This window comes from Dactylosporangium fulvum (assembly GCF_025137375.1).
Lineage (GTDB): Bacteria > Actinomycetota > Actinomycetes > Mycobacteriales > Micromonosporaceae > Dactylosporangium > Dactylosporangium fulvum.
This window is the reverse complement of record NZ_CP073720.1, coordinates 7,124,076-7,146,044: the sequence shown is the minus strand read 5'-3', so window position 1 is coordinate 7,146,044 and position 21,969 is coordinate 7,124,076. Positions and strand designations below refer to the sequence as shown.

General features: G+C 72.2%; 14 protein-coding genes. 13 read left to right on the top strand and 1 reads right to left on the bottom strand.

All coding sequences use genetic code 11. The annotated features are described in order from the left end of the window. Positions 1-7: 7 nt before the first annotated feature. The 4 genes from Dfulv_RS32865 (at position 8) to Dfulv_RS48440 (ending at position 9,112) form a co-directional block, all read left to right on the top strand. Positions 8-1,312, top strand: coding sequence for an ABC transporter substrate-binding protein (locus Dfulv_RS32865; RefSeq protein WP_259857694.1), 1,305 nt, complete (start codon positions 8-10; stop codon positions 1,310-1,312). Beyond that, the gene (locus Dfulv_RS32860) at positions 1,312-2,586 is read left to right on the top strand and encodes a carbohydrate ABC transporter permease (protein ID WP_259857693.1); all 1,275 of its coding nucleotides are present in this window, start codon (positions 1,312-1,314) and stop codon (positions 2,584-2,586) included. The genes Dfulv_RS32865 and Dfulv_RS32860 overlap by 1 nt, the downstream gene beginning before the upstream one ends. Further along, positions 2,583-3,503, top strand: a complete 921-nt coding sequence (locus Dfulv_RS32855; protein WP_259857692.1) for a carbohydrate ABC transporter permease — start codon at positions 2,583-2,585, stop codon at positions 3,501-3,503. Before Dfulv_RS32860 ends, Dfulv_RS32855 begins: the two co-directional genes overlap by 4 nt. Positions 3,504-3,823: 320 nt before the next feature. After that, on the top strand, positions 3,824-9,112 hold the full coding sequence (locus Dfulv_RS48440) for an AAA family ATPase (RefSeq protein WP_264675825.1): 5,289 nt from the start codon (positions 3,824-3,826) through the stop codon (positions 9,110-9,112). A 101-nt stretch (positions 9,113-9,213) separates the two neighbouring features. On the opposite strand, the gene Dfulv_RS32840 is transcribed toward Dfulv_RS48440, so the two are convergent. Continuing rightward, positions 9,214-9,927 carry a GntR family transcriptional regulator gene (locus Dfulv_RS32840; RefSeq protein WP_259857691.1) on the bottom strand — a complete coding sequence of 238 codons (714 nt, stop codon included), beginning with the start codon at positions 9,925-9,927 and terminating at the stop codon, positions 9,214-9,216. 362 nt (positions 9,928-10,289) lie between these two features. On the opposite strand from Dfulv_RS32840, the gene Dfulv_RS32835 reads away from it, so the two are divergent. The 9 genes from Dfulv_RS32835 to Dfulv_RS32795 are packed head-to-tail and all read left to right on the top strand — an operon-like array spanning position 10,290 to position 21,907. Continuing rightward, entirely contained in the window at positions 10,290-11,405 is a 1,116-nt protein-coding gene (locus tag Dfulv_RS32835) for a mandelate racemase/muconate lactonizing enzyme family protein (protein WP_259857690.1), read from the top strand. 51 nt (positions 11,406-11,456) lie between these two features. Then, positions 11,457-13,016 (top strand): ABC transporter substrate-binding protein, encoded by a 1,560-nt coding sequence (locus Dfulv_RS32830; protein ID WP_259857689.1) that lies wholly within the window; start codon positions 11,457-11,459, stop codon positions 13,014-13,016. A 3-nt stretch (positions 13,017-13,019) separates the two neighbouring features. Further along, positions 13,020-14,021, top strand: a complete 1,002-nt coding sequence (locus Dfulv_RS32825) for an ABC transporter permease (protein ID WP_259857688.1) — start codon at positions 13,020-13,022, stop codon at positions 14,019-14,021. An 8-nt stretch (positions 14,022-14,029) separates the two neighbouring features. Next, positions 14,030-14,956: an ABC transporter permease gene (locus Dfulv_RS32820; protein WP_259857687.1), complete on the top strand. Its 927-nt coding sequence runs from the start codon at positions 14,030-14,032 to the stop codon at positions 14,954-14,956. After that, a complete protein-coding gene (locus Dfulv_RS32815; RefSeq protein WP_259857686.1) occupies positions 14,953-16,824 on the top strand; it encodes a dipeptide ABC transporter ATP-binding protein in 1,872 nt (623 codons plus the stop codon). Before Dfulv_RS32820 ends, Dfulv_RS32815 begins: the two co-directional genes overlap by 4 nt. 2 nt (positions 16,825-16,826) lie before the next feature. Continuing rightward, positions 16,827-17,951: an aminotransferase class V-fold PLP-dependent enzyme gene (locus Dfulv_RS32810; protein WP_259857685.1), complete on the top strand. Its 1,125-nt coding sequence runs from the start codon at positions 16,827-16,829 to the stop codon at positions 17,949-17,951. Continuing rightward, a complete protein-coding gene (locus Dfulv_RS32805) occupies positions 17,948-18,940 on the top strand; it encodes a C-terminal binding protein (protein WP_259857684.1) in 993 nt (330 codons plus the stop codon). The genes Dfulv_RS32810 and Dfulv_RS32805 overlap by 4 nt, the downstream gene beginning before the upstream one ends. Next, entirely contained in the window at positions 18,940-20,052 is a 1,113-nt protein-coding gene (locus tag Dfulv_RS32800; protein ID WP_259857683.1) for a zinc-dependent alcohol dehydrogenase, read from the top strand. The genes Dfulv_RS32805 and Dfulv_RS32800 overlap by 1 nt, the downstream gene beginning before the upstream one ends. Beyond that, positions 20,045-21,907, top strand: coding sequence for a S9 family peptidase (locus Dfulv_RS32795; RefSeq protein ID WP_259857682.1), 1,863 nt, complete (start codon positions 20,045-20,047; stop codon positions 21,905-21,907). The genes Dfulv_RS32800 and Dfulv_RS32795 overlap by 8 nt, the downstream gene beginning before the upstream one ends. The last annotated feature ends 62 nt before the right edge of the window (positions 21,908-21,969 follow it).

Sequence of the window (21,969 nt, the reverse complement as noted above, 5' to 3'; positions counted from 1 at the left end):
TGAGCCGGTGGTGAGACAGCCCGGCCGCAGCGCCGCCGTCGGGCTGTGGTGCGCCACGCTGCTGCTGGCCGGCTGTGATGCCGTCGAGACGCCGGCCAAGCCGTACGCCGGGCAGTCGGTCGAGGTCGCCGGCAGCTGGACCGGTGCCGAGCAGGCGAACTTCGAGCGGGTGCTGCGGGCGTTCGGCACGCAGACCGGCGCGCGGGTGCGGTACACCTCCGGGGGCAGCGACCTCGATGTGCTGGTTTCCGCGCGTGTCAGGGGTGGGACACCGTTCGACGTCGCCATGATCCCGCAGCCGGGGGTGATCGCCCGGTATGCGGCCACCGGCGCGGCGAAACCGATCACCGGCGCCGCCGAGCAGGCGGTCCGCGCTCACTTCTCCCCGCAGTGGCAGCGGTTCGGCAGCGTCGGCGGCCGGCTCTACGGGGTGTACTTCAAGGCCGCGAACAAGTCGGTCATCTGGTACCGCAGCGACGCGTTCAGTGCGGCGGGTGTCGAGCCACCCGCGACGCTCGACGAGCTGACGGAGGTGTCGCAGACGCTCGTCGACTCCGGCACGGTGGCGATGGCGGTGCCCGGCGCCGACGGCTGGCCGCTCACCGACTGGTTCGAGAACGTCTATCTGCAGCTCGCCGGCGCGGAGGCGTACGACCGGCTGGCCACGCGCCGGCTGTCGTGGACCGATCCGACGGTGGTGGAGACGCTGCGGGTCATGGGCCGGTACTGGGCCTCACCGCGGTTCCTGCAGGGTGGCCCCGACGGCGCGCTGCAGACCACGTTCACCCGCTCGGTCGCCGACGTCTTCGGGCGCAGGCCCGGAGCGGGCATGCTGTACGAAGGGGACTTCGTCACCACCGAGATCGCCAAGCTCGGCCTGTATCGCGTCGGTGCCGGCGCGCGGTACTTCGCCTGGCCGACTGTGGACGGCAGCGGCGGTGCGGTCATCGCCGGTGGTGACGCCGCCGTCGCGTTCACCGACCGGCCGGTGACGATGGCGCTCCTGGCCTACCTGGCGTCTCCGGAAGCCGCCGCGATCATGGCCCGCCACGGCGGGTTTCTGTCGGTCAACCTCGACCTGGACGCCGCCGCCTATCCCGACGCGACCACCAGGTCGCTCGCCGAGAGCTTGCTGCGGGCGCCGACGCTGCGGTTCGATCTGTCCGACCTGACCCCGACCGGCTTCGGCGGCGGCAACGGGGCGAGCATGTGGCGGCTGTTGCAGGAATACCTCGCCGCACCGAAGACCGACCCGGCCACGGTCGCGGCGCGGCTCGAGGCCGCCGCGGCCGTCGCGTACGGGAACATGTGATGGCACGCGCCGCCAGGGTCTCCACCGCCGCGTGGTTCCTCACACCCGCCGCCCTGTTCGTGGTCACCCTTGTGATGTACCCGATCGGGCAGACGGTGTGGTGGAGCTTCCACGACGCGGCCGGCCGCGACCTGGTAGGGCCGGCCAACTACGTCGAGATCTTCACCGCACCCCGCATTCGCCGAGCGCTGCTCAACAACGCCATCTGGATCCTCGTCGCGCCGAATCTCATCACCGCGGTCGGGCTGATGGTGGCGGTCCTCGCGCAACGGGTCCGCCGCACCACCGCATTGCGGATCGTGCTGTTCATGCCGATGGCGATCTCGCTGGTCTGCGCCGGGATCACGTTCCGGCTCGTGTACGACGAAAGTCCCGACCGGGGGGTGCTCAACGCGGTCGTCGTCGGCGTCCACGACGTCTTCAAGCCGCCGTCGCTGTACCACGGCGCTCGGGCCCGCGACGGCCAGGCGCTCGTGCCGAGCGACGGCGGACTGCAGACCAGCCGGACCGTCGCCGGCGGCGAGACGGTCCTGTTGCCACTGCTCGGGCTCGCTCCCGGGCAACTGCCGAAGTCGGCGCTGCCGGCCCCCGGCGCTGCCGGCAGCACCGGATCAGGGATTCGCGGTGTGGTCTGGTCCGATTTCTCCGCGGTCGGTGGCCGGCCGGGCGCCGTCGATGCCGGTGAGCTCGGCCTGCCGGAGGTCGAGGTGGAGGTCCTGCGCGACGGTGCGGTGGTCGCCCGGACGCGGACGGCGCCGGACGGTACGTTCAATCTGCCGCAGCTGACCGGCCAGGGCTACGTCGTGCGGCTCGCCGCCGGTAACTTCACCGAGCCGTTCGCCGGCCTGACGTGGCTCGGGCCGTCACTCGTCACCCCGGCGATGATCGGTGTGTACATCTGGATCTGGGCCGGTTTCGCGATGGTGCTTATCACGGTTGGATCGGCCGCGATCCCGAAGGAGACCATCGAGGCCGCCCGGGTCGACGGCGCCGGCGAATGGCAGATCCTGCGGCAGGTGACCGTGCCGCTGATGCGCCCGATCGTGGTGGTCATCCTGCTGACCCTCACGGTCAACGTGCTCAAGGTGTTCGACCTGGTGCTGGTCGTCGCCCCGGAATCGGCACAGGGTCCGGCGTCGGTACTCGCGCTGGAGATGTGGCGTTCGTCGTTCGACAACGTCGGCCGGGGCAGCGCCCTGGGCGTGCTCCTGCTCGTCCTCGCGTTGCCCGGGGTGCTGTTCAACATTCATCGCTTGCGAAGGAGCGAGCGTTGAGCATCTTCACCCCGGTCGCCGTGCCGGAGCTGCAGCCCGCCGGCACCGAACCGACCGGCCGGCCCCGGGTGAGCCTGACGGTCCGGGCCGTGCGGCGGCTCGGCCGTGGTGCCGCCCAGGTCGCCCTCGTCGCCATCGGCCTGTGGTGGCTCGTGCCGACCCTCGGCCTCGCCGTTGCCAGCCTGCGCAGCCCGGCCGACAACAGCGACACCGGCTGGTGGACGGTCCTGGGCGCGCCGACCCAGCTGACGCTGCGCAACTACCAGGGCCTGGTCGCCGACGGCCGGATCATCCATGCCCTGTGGAACACGGTGCTCATCTCGGTCCCGTCGACCGTGCTCGTGGTGGCGATCGCCGCCGCCGCCGCGTATCCGCTGGCGTGGCTGGAATTCCGCGGCCGGCACGCGGTGACGCTGCTGCTCGCCGGGCTGATCGCCGTGCCGGTGCAGATGGCGGTCATCCCCGACGCGCGGCTGTTCCGGCTGCTCGGTCTGTCCGGCACCATCCCCGCGGTGGTGGCCTTCCACGTCGCGTTCGGTCTGCCGTTCGCCGTCTTCCTCCTCCGCAACTTCTACGTGGGAATCCCGTCGGACCTCATCGAGGCCGCGCGGATCGACGGCGGCAGCGAGTTCGCGATCTTCCGCCGGATCGTGCTGCCAATGGGCAAGCCGGCGCTCGCGTCGCTGGCGGTCTTCCAGTTCGTGTGGGTGTGGAACGACCTGATCGTCGCCCTCGTCTTCGCCCGCTCGGACAATGCGCCGATCACGTCGGTGCTCCAGGAGCAGATGCGGTCGTTCCCCTCCAACATCGACGTCATCGCTCCCGGTGCGCTCGTGTCGATGGCGGTTCCGCTGCTGGTCTTCTTCCTGTTCCAACGGTTTTTCCTGCACAGCATGATCGCCGGCTCGGTCCGGTAGCACCCCCTGTCCTCATGCTGATGTGTCGCGGGCACGACGCAAGCAGCCGGGCGGCTCGATGGCAGACCGGTCACGAGCGCTGGGCGTGGCGCCGTGAACAGTCACCTTCGCCCGCAAACAAGTCTTGAGTACGGTATGAGATGAGATCCGACCGTCCGCGGAGGTGTCGGATGGGCGTCGGCGAGGTGCCGCCCGGCCGAGTTCCACCCGCTCGGACCGAAACACTGCACGAGAGCGAACGCACGCGCGTTGCTCGGGTGTTTCTCGCTGGGCGCACCGTCATCCGCAAGGAACCGCTGGGACCGGATGCGCAGCGGCGCGTGCGGCACGAACTGGCGATCCTGGAGCGGCTGCGTGGCGTCGCGGGCGTCGCGCAACTGGTGGAGGCGCCGCAATGGCCGGGGGCGGTCGTGGTAGAGGATGTCGGTGGCACCTGCCTGGCCGGCTCGGCCAAACCCCTGGCTGTCGACGACCTGATCGGGCTTGCGGTGGGCCTGGGCCACGCGGTGGCTGAGATGCACCGGCGGGGTGTGATGCACCGGGACATCACGCCGGCGAACGTCGTGATCGCCCGCGACGGCGCACTGTGCCTGGTGGACTTCGCGTTGGCCTCGTCGTTGGCGGAGCTTCGTCCCGAGTTCACGCATCACACCGAGATCGTCGGGACGTTGGCGTATCTGGCGCCGGAGCAGACCGGGCGTACCGGCCGGTCGGTGGACCAGCGCGCCGACCTGTACGGATTGGGTGCGACGCTGTACGAACTGGCGACGGGCGAGCCGCCGTTCGGTTCCGGGGACCCGTTGCGGCTCACGCATGATCATCTGGCTCGGACGCCGGTGCCGCCTGCCGAGGTGAATCCGGCCGTGCCGGGCCCGTTGTCCGAGATCGTCATGCATCTGCTGGAGAAGGAACCGGACAACCGGTACCAGACGGCCGACGGCGTGGTCTACGACCTGGAGCGGTTGCGGGACGCCGACCTGCGGATCGGCGCGCATGATGTCTCGCTGCGGCTGTTGCCGCCGTCGCGGCTGGTGGGCCGCGACGACGAGGTGGCGGCGCTGGCGGCGGCGTTTGCGGATGCGCTGGCGGGCCGGTGCCGGGGGGTGCTGGTCGGCGGGTCGCCGGGGGTGGGCAAGACGGCGCTGGTCGATGAGCTGCGGCCGGTGGTGACGGGCAGCGACGGCTGGTTCATGGCAGGCAAGTTCGACCAGTACCGGCGGGATCTGGAGTTCGACGCGGTCCGCCAGGCGTTTCGGGCGTTGGGCCGGCTGCTGCTGGCCGAGCCGGAGGGCGACCTCGGCAAGCTTCGCGAACGGATCTTGGAGGCGCTCGGCCCGAACGCGGGTCTGGCGACTGCGATAACGCCGGAGTTCGCGGCGCTGCTGGCCGTGCCGCCCGATGCGGGGGATCCGCTGACCGCGCAGGTTCGGGCGCAGCGAGTGGGTGTGGACGTGTTGCGCGCGGTCGTGTCGCGAGAGCGGCCGGTGGTGATGTTCGTCGACGACCTGCAGTGGGCCGGTCGCACGCCGCTCGGCTTCGTCGACCTCGTGTTCGGTGAGGAGCAGATCGACGGCCTGCTGCTCGTGGGCGCGTACCGCGAAGCCGACGTGGACGCGGCGCAGTCGCTGGCGGCGCCGCTGTCCCGATGGCGTCAACAGCCGGGAGTACGGCACGTACGCCTGGCCAATCTCCCGGTGTCCGGCTCTGTCACCATGGTTGCCGAGATGCTCCGCGCGGACCGGGCCACGGCGGAGGGCCTGGTCGACGTGATCAACCCGTACACGTCCGGCAACCCGTACGAGATCGTGGAGTTGCTCAACGCGCTGCGCCGCGACGGCGTGCTGACCGCCACGGCCGCCGGGTGGCGTTGGGACGCGGCGGCCGTGCGCGCCCATCTGGGTCGGTCCGAGGTCGCCGGGCTGCTGGCGGCGCGGGTCGCCGCTATGCCGCCGGCGTCGCGGCAGACGGTGGAGGCGATGGCGGGTCTTGGCGGGCGGGTCGAGCTGGGCGTGTTGCAGACCGCCACCGCCGAGCCGGCGGACCTGGTGGAACAGCGGCTGGCGCCCGCCCTCGACGACGGTGTGCTCGTCGTGGAGCCCGGGGTGCGTCAGGCGGTGCGGTTTCACCACGACCGGATCCGCGAGGCGACCCTGCGCGGGCTCGGCCCGCAGCGGCTCCGGACCCTGCGGCTGGCGATGGCGCGGCGGCTGGCGGTCGTGCCGGAGCTGTTCGCGGTCGCGGCGGAGCAGTACCTGCCGGTGGTCGACGCGGTCGACGACCCCGCGGAGCGGCAGGTGGTGGTGGGGCTGCTGCGCCGCGCCGCCGACCAGGCGCGGCTGATCGGGAACTACGCGCTGGTGAACGCGCTGCTGGCCGCCGCGCTACGGCTGATCGACCCGGATGAGACCGCCGCGCTCGGCGAGGTGCACACCGGCCGCCACGCCGCGCTGTACAGCATGGGACGCCTGGACGAGGCGGACGAGGAGTACCGCACGATCGAGGGGATGTGCACGACCGCCCTCGACCGTGCCGACGCCACGGCGGTACAGGTGCGCAGCCTCACCCACCGAAACCGCTTCACGGAGGCGATCGAGCTTGGTCTGAAGTCGCTGCGTGAGCTGGGCATCGCCATGCCGGCCGCGGAACGGCTCCAGCTGGAGATCGACCACCGCCTCAACGCTATGTACCGGTGGCTGGACCATACCGACGACACCGACGAGCTGACCCGGCCGGAAATCACCGACCCGACGCTGCTCGCCGCGAGCCGCCTGATCCAGGCGATCCTGCCGTCGACCTACATCGGCGCCGATCACACCACGGCCAGCTGGCTGAGCCTGGAAGCGCTGCGGATCTGGATCGAGCACGGCCCCGCCCCTGTCCTGCTCGGCGCGGTGAACCAAACCGGCTTCGCCGCTACGACGATGCACGGCGACTACGCCGCCACATACCGGATGCTGCGGCGGTTGATGGCGCTGGGCGAAGCCCGCGGCTACGAGCCCGCCACCTCGCACACGCGTTTCCTGTTCGCGTTGCTGAACTTCTGGTTCGAACCGGTCGAAAGCAGTGTCCAAGCAGCTCAGCGGGCCCGCGAAGGGTTGATCGCCGGTGGCGACCTGGCCAACGCCGGATACACCTACTACACGACCGCGACGGGCCTGCTGGAATGCACACCATCGCTGGACGACTTCGTCACCCAGCTGGGGGCCGGGCTGGCATTCGTGCACCGCACCGGCAGCGAGCAGACCGTCCAGTGGCTCGAGGCATACCGGTGGCTGGCCGGCGTGCTGCGCGGCGAAAGCTCTGCCGCGGCCGGTGAGGCAGCCCCCTTCGACCGGTACGCCGACAACCCGCAGGCGCTGCTCCAGGTGCAGATCACCAGCGCGATCGCCGCCGCCATCCTTGATGATCTGACCGGCCTGGCGCGGCACGCCGCGGCGGCGATGCTGCTACCGGCTATTGACCAGGGCTTCTACGCGACCGCCATGGCACGCCTGCTGCACGGGCTGGCCCTCGCCGGGCAGGCCCGGTCCAGCCACGATGGCGAGCGCGCCGGTCTGCTGTCCGAGCTGGACGAGGTGACGCGGTGGCTGGCCGCACGCGCCGCGGACGCGCCGGAGAACTTCCATCACCTGCTGCGGCTGCTCGAGGCGGAGCGGGCCTGGGCGGTCGGCGACTTCCACGTCGCCGCCCTCGGCTTCGACGCCGCGCGGCGCGAGGTCGCCCAGCGTCAGCGTCCATGGCATCGGGCCCTGATCACCGAACGCGCGGCCCGCTTCTACCTCGCCCACGGCCTCGAGCAGGCAGGCTACGACCTGCTCGCCGAGGCCCGCCAGGAGTACCTCGCATGGGGCGCGACCGCGAAGGTCGACCAACTCGACTGGGCCTACCCCACCCTGCGACCGCACGCCGACCAGAGCCGCGATCGTTCCCATCGCCGCTCCACTGTCACGACCGGAACGATCGACCTGCTCGGCATCCTGTCCGCGTCGCAGGCGCTGAGCTCGGAGACCAGCGTCGAAGGGCTCCATTCGCGTGTCGCACACGTGCTCAGCGCGATGACCGGTGCCACCGACGTACACCTGCTGCTGTGGAGCGACGACCGGCAGGCCTGGCTGCTGCCCGCGCCCGGCGGCGACGGCGGCGTCATCCCGGTCAGCACGGACATCGGCACCGGCCACGAACGCGCGGTCCCGATGTCCGTGCTGCGGTATGCCCGGCGGATGCGTGCGCCGCTCGTCGTGGCCGACGCCACCCGCGACGAGCGCTTCGCCCGCGACCCGTACTTCACCGACGTCACCCGCTGCTCGCTGCTGGCCGTGCCCATCCTCAGCCGCGGCACGCTGCAGGCGGTGCTGCTGCTCGAGAACCGGCTCATCCGCGGCGCCTTCACCACCGAACGGCTCGACGGCGTCAAGCTCATCGCCGGCCAGCTCGCCGTCTCCCTGGACAACGCCCACCTCTACGCCGGGTTCCGTCAGATCGCCGACGAGCAGACGGCCCTGCGGCGGGTGGCGACACTCGTCGCCCGCGGGGTCAGGCCCGACCTCGTCTTCGCCGCGGTCGCCGACGAGGTCGGCGCGCTCTTCGGTGCCGACAGCACAGCGATCGTACGGTTCGAGCCGGACGGGGACACGACCGTGATGGGACGCCATGGCCTCGACCGCTCCCAGCCGGGCTCGCGCGGCAAGCCCGACCCCAACTCGGCCATGGGGTTGGTCCAGGCCACCGGCCGCGCGGCTCGCCGCGACGCTGACGACCTGGCAGACGACCTGACATCGGCGGGCCTGCCCGAGGACATCGCCGCCGGACTCCGATCCGCGGTCGCCAACCCGATCGTGGTCGAGGGCCGGGTCTGGGGCGCCATGCGCGTCGGGTCGCGGCGCGAACGGCTGCCCCAGGACACCGAGCAACGGCTGGCCGACTTCACCGAGCTCATCGCCACCGCCATCGCCAACGCCGACAGCCGGACCGAGCTCACCGCATCGCGCGCGCGGATCGTCGCCACCGCCGACCAGACCCGCCGACGTATCGAGCGGGACCTGCACGACGGCGCCCAGCAGCGGCTGGTCGCGCTGGCGCTGCAGCTGCGCGCGGCGCAGGAGGCCGTGCCGCCCGCGCTCGGCGCGCAGCTCGACCTCGCCGTCGCGGGGGCGACCGGCGCTCTGGACGAGCTGCGCGAGATCGCGCGTGGCATCCACCCGGCCATCCTGACCGAGGGCGGCCTCGGCGCCGCGCTGCGCGTGCTCGCCCGCCGCTCACCGATCCCGGTCGACCTCGACATACGCGCCGAGGGACGGCCGCCCGAGCATATCGAGGTCAGCGCGTACTACGTCGTCGCCGAGGCGCTGACCAACGCGGCCAAACACGCGTGCGCCTCGGCCGTCACGGTCACCGTCGAGGCCGACACCGCCAACGCCGTCCTGCGCGTCGCGGTCCGCGACGACGGCATCGGCGGCGCCGACTTCGCCGGCGGCACCGGCCTGGTCGGGCTCAAGGACCGCGTCGAGGCACTCGGCGGCCGGATCGTTCTCCACAGCCCTCGCGGGGCGGGCACCAGCCTGCGCGTGGAACTTCCCATCACCGCTGCGAGCGGCGGCACCTCCCGATAGCCCGATGCCCGGGACTCCCGGTCACCCCGGCACCGCCCGGGTGGCCGAGCTGACCGGTCGTTGGACGGAGGCTCTGCGGTGACGAACGCCGCGACGGCGGGTCAGGGTCGCGAGGTGCCGGCGGGCGCGGGGTCGTTGGAGGCCATGAGGTCGTCCGGCGCCTCGGCGAGCAGCGCCCGGGTGGTGTAGGAGATGTGCCGGGCCAGTGCGGCCTCGGCCTTCTCGACATCGCGGGCGAGGACCGCGTCGCGCAGCTCGCGGTGCTCCCCGGCGATGTCGCGGGTGTCCTCGCCGCCGAGGTGGCGTGACCAGCGGCGGTAGAGCTCGGAGGCGTCGCGCAGCGAGGCGGCGATGTCGCGTAGCCGCCGGCTCGGGCAGCCGTCGAGCAGTGCCGCGTGGAAAGCGGCGTGGGCCGCGGCCCAGTCCTCGTTGACGGTCGGCGGCTGGGTCGAGGCGAGCTCGGGCGTGCGGTCGAGGGTGTGGTACGCCGCGACGAGGCGGGACTCCCAGGCGAGATCACCGTGCGTGATGGCGTGTCGCAGGCACAGCGTCTCGATATCGATGCGGGTGTTCGTCAGGTCGCGCAGGTCCTCCTCGGTCACCGGCGTGACCCGGAAGCCCAGCTGCGGCTCCGACAGCACGAGACCCTGCTCGACCAGGCGGGACAGCGCCTCGCGGAGGACGCCCACGCTCGTGCTGTAGCGAGCGCCGAGTTCGGCGAACGGCAGCCGCTGACCTGGGAGCAGGCGCCCGGTCAGGATGTCGCCGCGGAGGTTGGCGTAGATGCGCTCCGCGCGGGTTTCACTGCGTGGCATGGTTGCACAGTCTAGGAGGATCTTGAGACATCGGCACAATCTCGAAATCAGAGTTTGTTTTCGAACCCGACTCGGGCAGTTCCGGTTCCGCCTCCGCACGGTGCCGGTGTCCGGTTTGAGGTGCCCGTACCCGCGCTGCCGCGTGGGTACGGGCGCCCTCGCCGTCGCGTATCCGACCCCGCCGTACTTCTCAAAAGCCCGCAAAACGGTATAAAAGCGGCTGCCGCCCTTCCGCGAATGTGGCCGGTGAAGTAACAGATCATCGCTGAGATTCGAAAATCTATTGACACCTCGAAGGTCCCTGAACATACTCGTCGATCAAGGTGCCTGCCACGGCGCCTTGGCCGACGAGGAGCGTGGAGATGGCGATCCAGCGGGTCGAGGTGTTCCGGCTCAGTCAGCCAGTCGCAGCGGCGGCTGGTCCGTCCGGCGCCACGTACCGCGAGCGCCGCAGCATCCTCGTCCGGCTGCGTGACGGCGACGGTCTCGACGGGTGGGGCGAGACCTACGCCCGCGCGGGGGTCGCCGCGACCATCGAGGAGATCGGTGAACTCCTCGTCGGGCGCGACGCCACCGACGCCCGCCCACTCCTCGACGAGCTTCGGATCGCGACCGCTGACCAGCTCGCGCTCAGCGCGATCGCGATCGCCCTCGACGACCTGCGGGCCCGCCGGCTCGGGGTGCCCGTCTCCGCGCTCTACGGCGGCCGCCGGCGCGACAGCGTTCGCGGCTACGCCTCCAGCGGCGGCTACGTGGAAGGCGTCGATCCCGAGCGCAGCTGGCCGGACGAGGTCTCCGCGGCTGTGCGTGACGGCTTCTCCGCCTGCAAGATCCGCATCGGGCGGTTCGCACCCTCGCGCGAACTGCCGATCCTGGCCGCGGTCCGCCGCGAGGTGGGTGACGAGGTCGACCTCATGGTCGACGCCAACGGCGCCTATGCCGTCCCCCGCGCCCGTGAGGTCGCCCGTGGCCTGGCCGAGCTCCGCTTCCGGTGGCTCGAGGAGCCGCTCATCCGGTACCGCGGCGGCCTGACGTATCCGGGCTACGAGCACCTCGGCGGGCTCGACATCGCCATCGCCGCGGCCGAGGGCCTGGAGACGCGGGGCGCGTTCGACGCCTTCCTCAACCGCACGCCGGTCGACATCGTCCAGCCCGACGTGGCGATCTGCGGCGGGATCGGCGAACTGCTCTTCGTCGCCGACCTCGCGGCACTGCGCGGCCGGCAGTGCGTGCCGCACGCCTGGGGCGGCGCGGTGCTGCTGGCCGCCACCCTCCAGGCGATCAGCCTCATCCCCGAGCCGTCCGAACTGGTCGGACCGGACGCTCCGCTGCTCGAGGTGGACCGGTTCGACAACCCGATGCGCACCCGGCTCGCGAGCGAGTCCTTCACCTTCGCGGCCGGGCGGATGTCCGTTCCGGACGGTCCCGGTCTCGGCATCACGGTCGACGAGGACTTCGTCCGGCACGCGACCGGCTGACCTGCGCGCAGCACCCACCAAACGCATGAACTGAGACGATCGGAGACCCCCGTGACGAATCTGATCAATCGGCGGACGTTATTGAAGGCGGGCGCCGGCGCGGCGCTCGGAACTGGACTCTTCGGGCTCACGGCGTGCGGGGACGACGGCGCGCCGTCGTCGTCGGCGAGCGGCGGCGCCGGCACCCCCAAGCGGGGCGGCACGCTGCGCTGGGCGGTGGCCGCGGGCAACGCGACCCAGGTCGCCGACCCGGCCAAGGCCGGCGGCACGATGCCGCTGCTGATCGCGACCAACTGCTACGACACGCTGGTCCGGGCCGACGAGAACTACCAGCTCACGCCCGCGCTCGCGACCGAGTGGGAGTCGACTCCGGACGCGCTCACGTGGACGTTCAAGCTGCGTCAGGGTGTGAAGTTCCATGACGGCAGCCCGCTCACCGCGCAGGACGTCGTCTACTCGTTCAAGCGGATCCTCGACCCGGCGCTCGCCGCGGTCGGCCTGGCGCAGATCGGCCCCTACCTACAGGCCTCCGGCATCGTGGCGGCCGACCCGAGCACGGTCAAGCTGACGCTGACGAAGCCCAACGCCTTCATCCCGGTGCTGGTCTCGGCCGCCGGGTTCAGCATCGTCAAGGACGGCACGACCGACTTCAAGACCGGCAACGGCACCGGGCCGTTCACGCTGACCGGGTTCGACGCCGCGGCGCGGACCTCCCTGGCCCGCTTCGACGGCTACTGGCAGGACGGCAAGCCCTACCTCGACGCGGTACAGATCGTGGTGATCGCCGAGGACGCCACCCGCCTCCAGGCGGTGACCTCCGGCAGCCAGGACGTCGTCGACAACATCACCGGCGCCAACACGCTGCTGCTCAAGGGCAACGTCGAGCCGTACATGCTCAAGAACGGCGGCTGGGTCGGCCTGACCATGTTCGGTGACACCGCTCCGTTCAACAACCAGAAGATCATCCAGGCGATGCAGTACGCCGCCGACCGCAAGAAGATCATGTCGGTCGTGGCGCCCGGCATCGACATCATCTCGCCGGACATCCCGATCCCGCCGGCGGATCCCTTCTTCCCGTCCGGTCTGCAGCCGCGGCCCTACGACCCCGACCGCGCCAAGGCGCTGCTGAAGGAGGCCGGCGTCAGCGGCACCTTCGGGTTCGACGTCTACGCCTACGAGGGCGACAAGCTCGACACCGCGGTCAGCTTCAAGAGCACCGCGGAAGCGGCCGGCATCAACGCCAACGTGATCACCTGGCCGCACGCGACCTTCTTCACCGACATCTTCAAGAAGAAGCCCGCGATCGGCATCAGCGTGGCACGGCTGCACATCTCGCAGGCCCTGCCCCGGCTGTACGGCAAGGGCGGCGACCTCAACATCACCCACTTCACGAACCCGCAGTTCGACGAACTGGTCGCACAGGCGACCGCGACCACCGACCAGGCGCAGCAGAAGAAGCTCTTCGGCGACGCGCTCGCGCTGGTCAACGACGGCGCGGCGAACGTGATCCCCGGCTGGGAGGGCCAGGTCTACGGCAAGAACCGCAAGGTGCAGGGGCTGTCCGCCGCCAACGGCGCGCACATGTACCTGGCCGGCGCCTACCTGACCTGACCCATGACGCAGACCACCACGCAGGCCGGGCGCCTTCACCCGCGGAGGGCGCCCCGCCGCCTGCCCTATCTCGTCCGCCAGCTCGTCACGCTCGTGGTCACGCTCTTCGCGATCACCATCGTGATCTTCGGGCTGACCGCGATCGCCGGTGACCCGGCCCGCGACATCCTCGGCCAGTACGCCACCGACTCGCAGGTGACCGCCTTCCAGCAGCGCCACGGCCTCGACAAGCCCGTCGTGGTCCGCTACCTCGACTGGCTCGGCGGGATCTTCCGCGGCGACCTCGGCATCTCCTACCAGTCCAACGGCCCGGTCTGGGACGTCATCTCGCCCCGGCTGGGCCCGTCCGTCGTCCTGGTGCTGTTCGCCTGGCTGCTCACCGTCGTCGTCGCGGTGCCGATCGGGCTCTACTCCGGCGTCCGGCTGCGTGGCCGCCGGGACGCGTCACTCACCTTCGTGACGCTGATCGTCGCGGCGTTCCCGGAGTTCGTGCTCGGCCTGATCCTGGCCATCGTGCTGGGTGTCTGGCTCGCGTGGCTCCCGGTCGACTCGACCGCGGTCAGCGCCGGCGGCCTGTTCGACAGCCCGACGGCGTACGTGCTGCCCGGCATCACGATCGCGCTCGGCACGGTGCCCTACATCATCCGCCTGATGCGGGCCAACGCCCGCGAGGTGACGTCGGAAACCTACGTACGGGCGGCGGTGCTGCGCGGGGTCACCGAGCCGTCGCTGTCCCTGCGGCACATCCTGCCCAACGCGGCCCCGCCGGTGGTCACCGCGCTGGGCCTTCAGTTCGCCGGTCTGATCGGAGGCGTGGTGGTTGCGGAGACTCTCTTCGGCTTCCCGGGCATGGGCCAGTTGCTCGCGCAGTCGGCCGCGTCCCGCGACGCGCCGGTCGTCGAGGCGCTCGCGCTGATGATCGGCGCGCTGTTCGTGATCGCCAACCTGGCCGCCGACGCGATCGTCGTCTACGTGACCCCGAAGCTCCGGGACGCGGTTCGATGAGCGCCGACATGCTCAATGACACAGGCCCCGTCGGCGGAGACCCGGTCAGTCGGCGCCGGCTCAGTTTCGTCACCGCGGCCGACGTCGCGGCGCCCCGCCGGCGCGGGTGGCGCAGCTTCCTCGCCATCCCGCAGGGCGGCTTCGGTGTCGCGCTGCTCCTGCTGCTCCTGCTGCTGGTCGTGATCGGGCCGTTCGTCGCGCCCGACTCGCCCAACGAGATCAGCGACCAGCCCATCCTCGGCCCGTCCGCCGAGCACTGGCTCGGAACCGACGCCTACGGCCGCGACATCCTCAGCCGGGTGCTGCACGGCGGCGCCTCGGTGATCCTCCTGCCGCTGCTCGCGGTCTCCGCCGCCATGGTGGTCGCCACGCTCGTCGGCCTGGTCTCCGGCTACCTCGGCGGCAAGGTCGACTCGGTGGTCACCTGGGTCATCAACATCGCCCTGGCCATCCCCTCGTACCTCGCGGTCCTCGTCGTGGTCGCGGCGTTCGGCGGCGGCGGCGCGGTGGTGGTCACCGCGGTCGCGGTGGTCTACGCGCCCTACATCACGCGGGTGATCCGGTCGTCGACGCAGGCCGTCGCGCCGCGCGAGTTCGTGCTGGCCGCCCGCGCGCGGGGCGAGTCGCTGGGCTGGATCCTGTTCCGGGAGATCACCCCGAACATCGGGCCGACCCTGCTCGTGGAGATCGCGCTGCGCTTCACGTACGCCATCATGTTCATCGCCTCGCTGAGCTTCCTCGGACTCGGCGTGCAACCACCCAGCTCCAACTGGGGCGTGATGGTGGCCCAGAACCGGGCACTGCTGCTGGTCTCGCCGGTCGGCGTGCTCGTGCCCGCGCTGATGATCGGCGTGCTGGCGATCGCGGTCAACCTCATCGCCGACGCGCTGACGCAGTTCTTCGGCGACCGCATCCACGAACGGCTGATGGTGTGACGACGCAGACCGCGCGGGTGCCCGCGCAACATGACGGCGACCTCGCGGCGGATGGCCTTTCGGTCGGGTACCGGTCGCGCGCCGGGCTGACCCAGGTCCTCGCCGAGGTGTCGGTCCGCCTCCGGCCCGGGCGGATTCTCGGTCTGGCCGGTGAGTCCGGCTCCGGCAAGAGCACGCTCGCGCTGTCGCTGCTCGGCTACCGGGTCGCGGGCCAGGAGACGCTCGCCGGCCGGGTGGCGTTCGACGGCCGCGACCTCGACCGCGCCTCGATCAAGGAGCTGCGCAAGGTGTGGGGCGCGCGGCTCGCGTACCTGCCGCAGGACACCGCGACCTCGCTCAACCCGGCGCTGACCATCCTGCGGCACTTCGTCGAAGGGCTGCGCCGGCACCGCGGCCTCGACACGGCGGCGGCCGTGCGGCGCAGCGTCGAGTGGCTCGGGCGGGTCGAGATCCCCGAGCCCGAGACCGCGCTGCACAAGTACCCGCACCAGTTCAGCGGCGGCCAGCAGCAGCGCATCGCGCTCGCGCTGGCACTGTCGGTCGAGCCCGAGGTCCTGATCCTCGACGAGCCGACGACCGGCCTCGACGTGGTCACCCAGGCACACGTCAACCGGCTGATCGTGGCGCTCGCCCGCGACGCCGGCATCGCCGCGCTGTACGTGAGCCACAACCTCGCGCTGCTCGCGACCGTCTGCGACGAGCTCGCGATCATGTACGCCGGCCAGGTCGTCGAGCAGGGCGTCGCCGCCGAGGTGTACGCGGCGCCGCGGCACCCGTACACCTCCGCGCTGATCGGCGCCGTGCCGACGATCGCCTCGGACCGGCCGCTGCACGGCATCCCGGGCATCCCGCGCCCATCGGTACCGGTGCACGTCTGCGGGTTCGCCGAGCGGTGCCGCTTCCGCACCGGGGCGTGCGACACCGACATCCCGCTGATCGCGCTGGCCGGCGACCGCGCCGCGCGGTGCGTCCGCCTCGACGACCTCCCGCCGTTCGACCCGGCCGCCGAGCCGGCCCCCGCCACCGCGACGGCACGGTCGGCACCGGTCGCCGGGGCGGAGGCCGCCGCGATCCTCGCCGTCGACCGGCTCGGCGTCGTCTTTGCCCGGCCCGGCTCGGGCCAGCCGTTCGTGGCCGTCGACGACGTGTCGGTACGGGTGCCGGCGGGCCGTGCGCTGGGCATCGCGGGGGAGAGCGGCAGCGGCAAGTCGACGCTGCTGCGGGCGATCGCGGGCCTGGTGCGGCCGTCGTCGGGCACGGTCACCTACCGCGGCGCGGCCCTGCCGGAGCTCGCCGGCGCCCGCCCCGTCGCGTTGCGCCGGGCGATCCAGATCGTCTTCCAGAACCCCGACGCCACCCTCAACCCCCGGCACACCGTCTACCAGTCGCTCGAACGGCCGCTCAAGCTGTTCCGGCCGGACATCGCCCGGCGCGACCGGCGCGACGCGGTCGCCGAGATGATGCGCCAGGTGCGGCTCTCGCCGGACCTGCTCGACCGGTTCCCGCGGCATCTGTCGGGCGGGCAGCGCCAGCGGATCGCGATCGGCCGGGCGCTGCTGGCCGAGCCCGAGGTGCTGCTCTGCGACGAGGTCACCTCGGCGCTCGACGTGTCGGTCCAGGCGTCGATCCTCGAGCTGCTCGTGGGCCTGCGGGCCGAGCGGGAGCTGACCGTGGTCTTCGTGACGCACGACCTGGGCGTGCTGCGGGCGGTCGCCGACGAGGCGATCATCCTGCAGCACGGCGCGATCCGGGAGTCGGGGCCGACCACGCGGCTGCTGCGGGCGCCCGAGCATCCGTACACGATGGAGCTGATCGCGGCGGTCCCCAACCCGGAGCGGTCCGCGGAGTTCCTGGGCGGAGGGTCCTGACCGTGCATCCCGCCGCTCGCACGGAGTTTGCTCCGCTGCCCCGCACGTACCTCAACACCGCCGGGTACGGGCTGCCCACCGCCGGTACCGTCGCCGCACTGGAAGGCGCCCTCACCACGTGGCGCGACGGTTCGGCGGACTGGGTCAACGACTGGGACGTGGAGGCGGAACGGTGCCGGGCCGCGGCCGGCACGTTGCTCGGCGCCCCGGTCGACGAGATCGCGCTGCTGCCGGCCGTCTCGGTCGGTGCGGGCGTCGTCGTCGGCTCGCTGTCGCGGGGCGACGAGATCCTGACCCCCGAGGGGGAGTTCGCGTCGGTACTGCTGCCCGCGCTCGTCGCGGCCCGCCACCGCGGCGTCCGCGTCCGCCAGGTGCCGTTCGACGCGCTCGCCGGCGAGGTCGGTCCGCGGACCACGCTGGTGGTCACGAGCCACGTGCGCTCCAACGACGGCCGCGTGCAGGACCTCCCGGCGGTCTCCGCCGCGGCGCACGCGTTCGGCGCGGCCGTGCTCGTCGACGCCACGCACGCGGCCGGTGTACTGCCGGTCGAGGCCGAAGCGCTCGGCCTCGACTACGTCCTCGTCGCGGCGTACAAGCATCTGCTCTGCCCGCGCGGTGTGGCGCTGATGCGCATTGCGCGGGAGCGGTGGGACACCGTGCCGCCGGCCGTCGCGTCGTGGCGGTCGGCCGGCGACGCGTACGCCCACTATTACGGGCCGGAACTCGCCGACCTCGCCGGCACCGCGGCACGGTTCGACGTCTCGCTCGCCTGGCACGCCTGGGTCGGCGCCGTACCGGCCCTGGAGTTCCTCGTCGGCGTGCCGGCCGCCGAGCGCCGCGAATGGTGCGTCAGCCTCGCCGACGAGGCGGCCAAGCTGCTCGGGCTGCCGCCGACCGGCTCGTCGGTGCTCGCGGTCCCGGTGTCGCACCGCGACGCGGCCGCCGCCGCACTCCGCGGCGCCGGCATCGTCAGCTCGGTGCCGCCACCGGCCGGGACCGGCGGTGACGCGCAGGTCCGTCTCTCGTTCCACCTGTACAACGACATGTCCCAGGCCCGGCTCGTCGCCGACGTGCTCGCGCCGTTCGTCCCGCAGAACCAGCAGAGTTCCGGAGGTAGCCCGCGATGAGTTCGGTCGTCCAGGTCGAGTACGTCGGCGATCTCGCGCCGTACGACGAGGAGGTGGCCGCGCTGGCCGAGGTCGGCGCGGACCTGACCGTGATCCGCGCCGGCGACGCCGACGCCTTGGTCGACGCGGCCCGCGATGCCGACGTGATCTGGCTGGAGTGGACACCGCACCTCAACCGCGACGTCCTGCTCCAGCTGCCGCGCCTCGGTCTCGCGATCCGCTGGGGCGTCGGTTACGACCAGATCGACGTGGCGGCGGCAACGGAACTCGGCGTCGCGGTGGCCAACGCGCCGTCCTACTGCACCCAGGACGTCGCCGAGCACGCCGCCGCGCTGCTGCTCGCGATCTCCCGCCAGGTTGTCTACCGGGACCGTCAGGGCCAGCAGGGACTGTGGCGCCACGGGCCGGCCCCGCACCGCCGGCTGGCCGGTAGCACGGTGGGCGTGATCGGACTTGGCCGGATCGGCAGCCACGTCGCGCGGATCATGTCGGCGTTCGGTGCGAACGTGCTCGGCTACGACCCGGTCGCGACCACGGTCGACGCGGCCGTGCGTCGCGTGGGCCTCGAGGAGCTGCTTGCCGCGTCCGACTTCGTCAGCGTCCACGTGCCGCTGACCGAGACGACCCGGCACCTGTTCGATACGGACACGCTCGCGCTGATGCGGCCGCACGCCGTGCTCGTCAACACCAGCCGGGGCGGCGTCGTGCGGCAGGAGGCGCTGGTCGCGGCGCTCGACGCCGGCCGGCTCGGCGGTGCGGCGCTCGACGTGTTCGAGCAGGAGCCGTTGCCGGCCGACAATCCGTTGCGCGGGCGTGACAACGTCATCCTCACCCCGCACGAGGGGGCCAACTCGCCGCAGTCGGTGCGCGACCTGCGCCGCGAGGTGTGCGGCGCCACCGTCGAATGGCTGCGCACCGGCTGGTCCGGGTCGATCGTCAATCCGCAGGTACGCCCGCACGCGCGGGGCGTCGCGCGGGCGGCGCGCTGATGGCGCGCCGGGTGCTCGCCCAGGACGGCGAGATCATCCTGCGGGAGGTGCCGGACCCCACACCCGGGCCCGGCGACGTGGTCGTCCGCCCGCGGTACTCGGTGATCAGCCCGGGCACCGAGCGGTCGATCGTCCGGGCCACCCGCACCAGCGTGGCCGAGGCGCACGAGTACCCCAACACGGCGTTCGAGTGGCGCACGATCCGCTCGGCGGCCGTGCGCGGCCAGACGCGGATGCCGCAGATGCCGCCGACCGACGCCGCGTCGCTCGGCTACAGCCTCGCCGGCACGGTCGTCGCCGTCGGTGCGGACGTGCTCGACCTGCGGCCCGGCGACCGGGTCGCGTGCAGCGGCAGCCAGTGCGCCTACCACTGCGACCTCGTCGCCGTGCCACGCAACCTGGTGGTCCCGGTACCGGCGGGGATACCGCTGGAGGCGGCTGCCCACGTCACCCTCGGCGCGGTCTCCATCGAGGCCCTGCGCCGGACCGGGTGCCGCTTCGGCGAGACCGTCGCGGTCTTCGGCAGCGGCATGCTGGGCCTGCTCATCGCGCAGTTGGCGGCGTCGGCCGGCATCTACGTGGTCGCACTGGACACCAACGTCGAGCGGCTCGCGCTCGCGACCGCGCTGGGTGCCGTCGCGACGCTCTCCGGCACCGGCGAGGAAGGGCTCGCACGGGTACGGGCGCTGACGGGCGGCTTCGGCGTCGACGCGGTGATCGTGGCGGCCGCCGACCCGGGTAGCACGCTGGTCAACTTCGCTTTCGACCTGCTCCGCCCGGGCGGGCGCGTGGTGGCGCTCGGCGACTTCGGCATGGACCTCGACCGCAAGCGGTTCTTCGCCGCGCAGGCCACGTTCGTGCCGTCGGTCGCCTACGGCCCCGGCCGCTACGACCCGGTCTACGAGGAGAACAACGTCGACCTGCCGGTCAACGCCGTACGGTGGACCGAGAACCGCAACATGGGCCACTTCGTGCGCCTGCTCGCCGAGGGACGCGTCGACCTCAGCGCGATGCGGGCGGTGCGCGTGCCGTTCGCCGACGCGCCCTCCGCCTACCGGGCGCTGTTCGCGGACGACTCCCCGCTCACGGCTGTGCTCGACTTCGGTGACTGACGAGCGGACCGCCGACCTGCGCTGGCTGAGCGACCCGCGGCTGTCGCCCGCCGGTGACCGGGTGGCGTACGTCGAACGCGCCCTCGACCACGCCGCCGACGCTGTGGTGTCACGGGTCGGCGTCGTGGCGGCCGGCGGCGGACCGACGACCTGGCTCGGCGACGGCGAGGCACCGCGCTGGTCGCCCGACGGCCGCCGGTTGGCGGTGTGCCGCGCCGGTGCACTGTGGATGCTCGACCTGGCGACCGGCGCCGCCCGGTGCTTGGCGGCGGCCGACGGCGGCCGGGTCACCGAACCGGCATGGTCGCCGGACGGCACCCGACTGGCGTTCACCCGCGTCGCGCTCGTCGAGTCGCTCGACGGGTCTCGGGTCGACGGGTTGCCGGGCCTCTACGCGCGCCGGCGGCGGATCGAGGTGATCGACCACGGTGGCCGTCCGCTGTGGACGGTTCCGGACGACTCCTACGGTCCACAGTGGTCACCGGACGGAGCACGGCTGGGCTTCTTGACGACCCGGTTCGGTGCACGGCCCGACCTGTGCCATCTCGACGCCGCCGGAGCGGGGCCGGTCACGCGTGTCACCGACGGCACGGGCCCGGTCCGCGGCTTCGCGTGGAGCTCCGACGGGACCCGGCTGGCCTACCTGGGCCACCGGCACGGCGACGCGGGCGACGTCAACCTGCGCCTCTGGCTGACCGACCGCGCCGGGCAGGCACCGGCCGACCTGACCGCGGCGTGGACCCACGGCCTCGGCAACCCCGTCCGCGGCGACGACCCGCGCGGCACCGGCGACGCGCCGCTGGTGTGGTCGGCGGCGACCGGCCGGATCTACGCCGAGGTCGCGGTCGGCGGACGGGGCCCGCTCGCCTGGTTCGCCCCGGCGTCGGGCACCGACGGTCTCGTGTTCGAAGGCGACCACGCCTGCCTGACCCCGACCGTCGGCGGCGGCCGGCTCGCGTTCGTGCGCACTGACGCGGCCAACCCGGGCGACGTCCATGTCGCCGACGAGGCGTCGCACCGGTCGGATCCGGTGACCGACGCCAACCCCGACGTCGCGCGTCACGCCCTGCCGACGGTACCGCTGCCGGTGCGTGCCCACGACGGCGTCACGATCGACGCCTGGCTGACCGCAGGGCCCGGCGCCGCGCCACGGCCACTGCTGGTCAACGTCCACGGCGGCCCGCACGGTGCGGTCGGCTGGCGGTTCACCGCCGAGGTCCAGCGGCTCGCCGCGCGGGGCTACGCTGTGCTGACCCTCAACCCCCGCGGCAGCCAGGGCTACGGCGAGGCGTTCGCCACGGCCATCCGGGGCGACTGGGGCGGCACCGACTGGTCGGACGTGTGCGAGGCCGTCGACGTGGCGACCGCGCTGCCCACGGTGGACCGCCGCCGCACGGCGATCTGGGGCGTGAGCTACGGCGGGTTCATGACACAGTGGGCCGTCGCGCACAGCACCAGATTCGCGGCCGCGATCAGCGAGAACGGCATCAGCGACTTCGTCGCGGCCTGGGGAGCCGGCGTTGGTCCACCGTCGTTCTGGGACCTGCCGATGGGCGGCACGCCGTGGACGTCGCCGCGGTTCGTCGACCGTTCACCGCTCGTGCACGCCGACCGGATCACCACGCCGCTCCTGCTCGTCCACGCCGAGCACGACCAGGTGTGTCCGGTGGCGCAGAGCGAGCAGATGCACGCGGCGCTGCGGGCCCTCGGCCGGGACGTCGATCTCGTCCGCATACCAGGCGAGGGGCACCTGATGAACCTGCACGGCCGCCCGTCGAGCCGGGTCCGCCGGGCCGAGGCGGTCGATCGTTTCCTCGACCGCCATCTGCGCCCGGACCCGCCGGCGACGAACTAGTCTTGTTATTTAACCTTCGGGTCTCTGCTGGTCGGCTTGGGTGCGGGCGCGGTGATGAGTGC

What these genes read in the sequence shown, in the direction of transcription:
- Dfulv_RS32860 (WP_259857693.1), top strand. Translation starts at nt 1,312, where the DNA reads ATGGCACGCGCCGCCAGGGTCTCCACCGCCGCGTGGTTCCTCACACCC.
- Dfulv_RS32840 (WP_259857691.1), bottom strand. Translation starts at nt 9,927, where the DNA reads ATGCCACGCAGTGAAACCCGCGCGGAGCGCATCTACGCCAACCTCCGC.
- Dfulv_RS32835 (WP_259857690.1), top strand. Translation starts at nt 10,290, where the DNA reads ATGGCGATCCAGCGGGTCGAGGTGTTCCGGCTCAGTCAGCCAGTCGCA.
- Dfulv_RS32825 (WP_259857688.1), top strand. Translation starts at nt 13,020, where the DNA reads ATGACGCAGACCACCACGCAGGCCGGGCGCCTTCACCCGCGGAGGGCG.
- Dfulv_RS32820 (WP_259857687.1), top strand. Translation starts at nt 14,030, where the DNA reads ATGCTCAATGACACAGGCCCCGTCGGCGGAGACCCGGTCAGTCGGCGC.
- Dfulv_RS32805 (WP_259857684.1), top strand. Translation starts at nt 17,948, where the DNA reads ATGAGTTCGGTCGTCCAGGTCGAGTACGTCGGCGATCTCGCGCCGTAC.
- Dfulv_RS32800 (WP_259857683.1), top strand. Translation starts at nt 18,940, where the DNA reads ATGGCGCGCCGGGTGCTCGCCCAGGACGGCGAGATCATCCTGCGGGAG.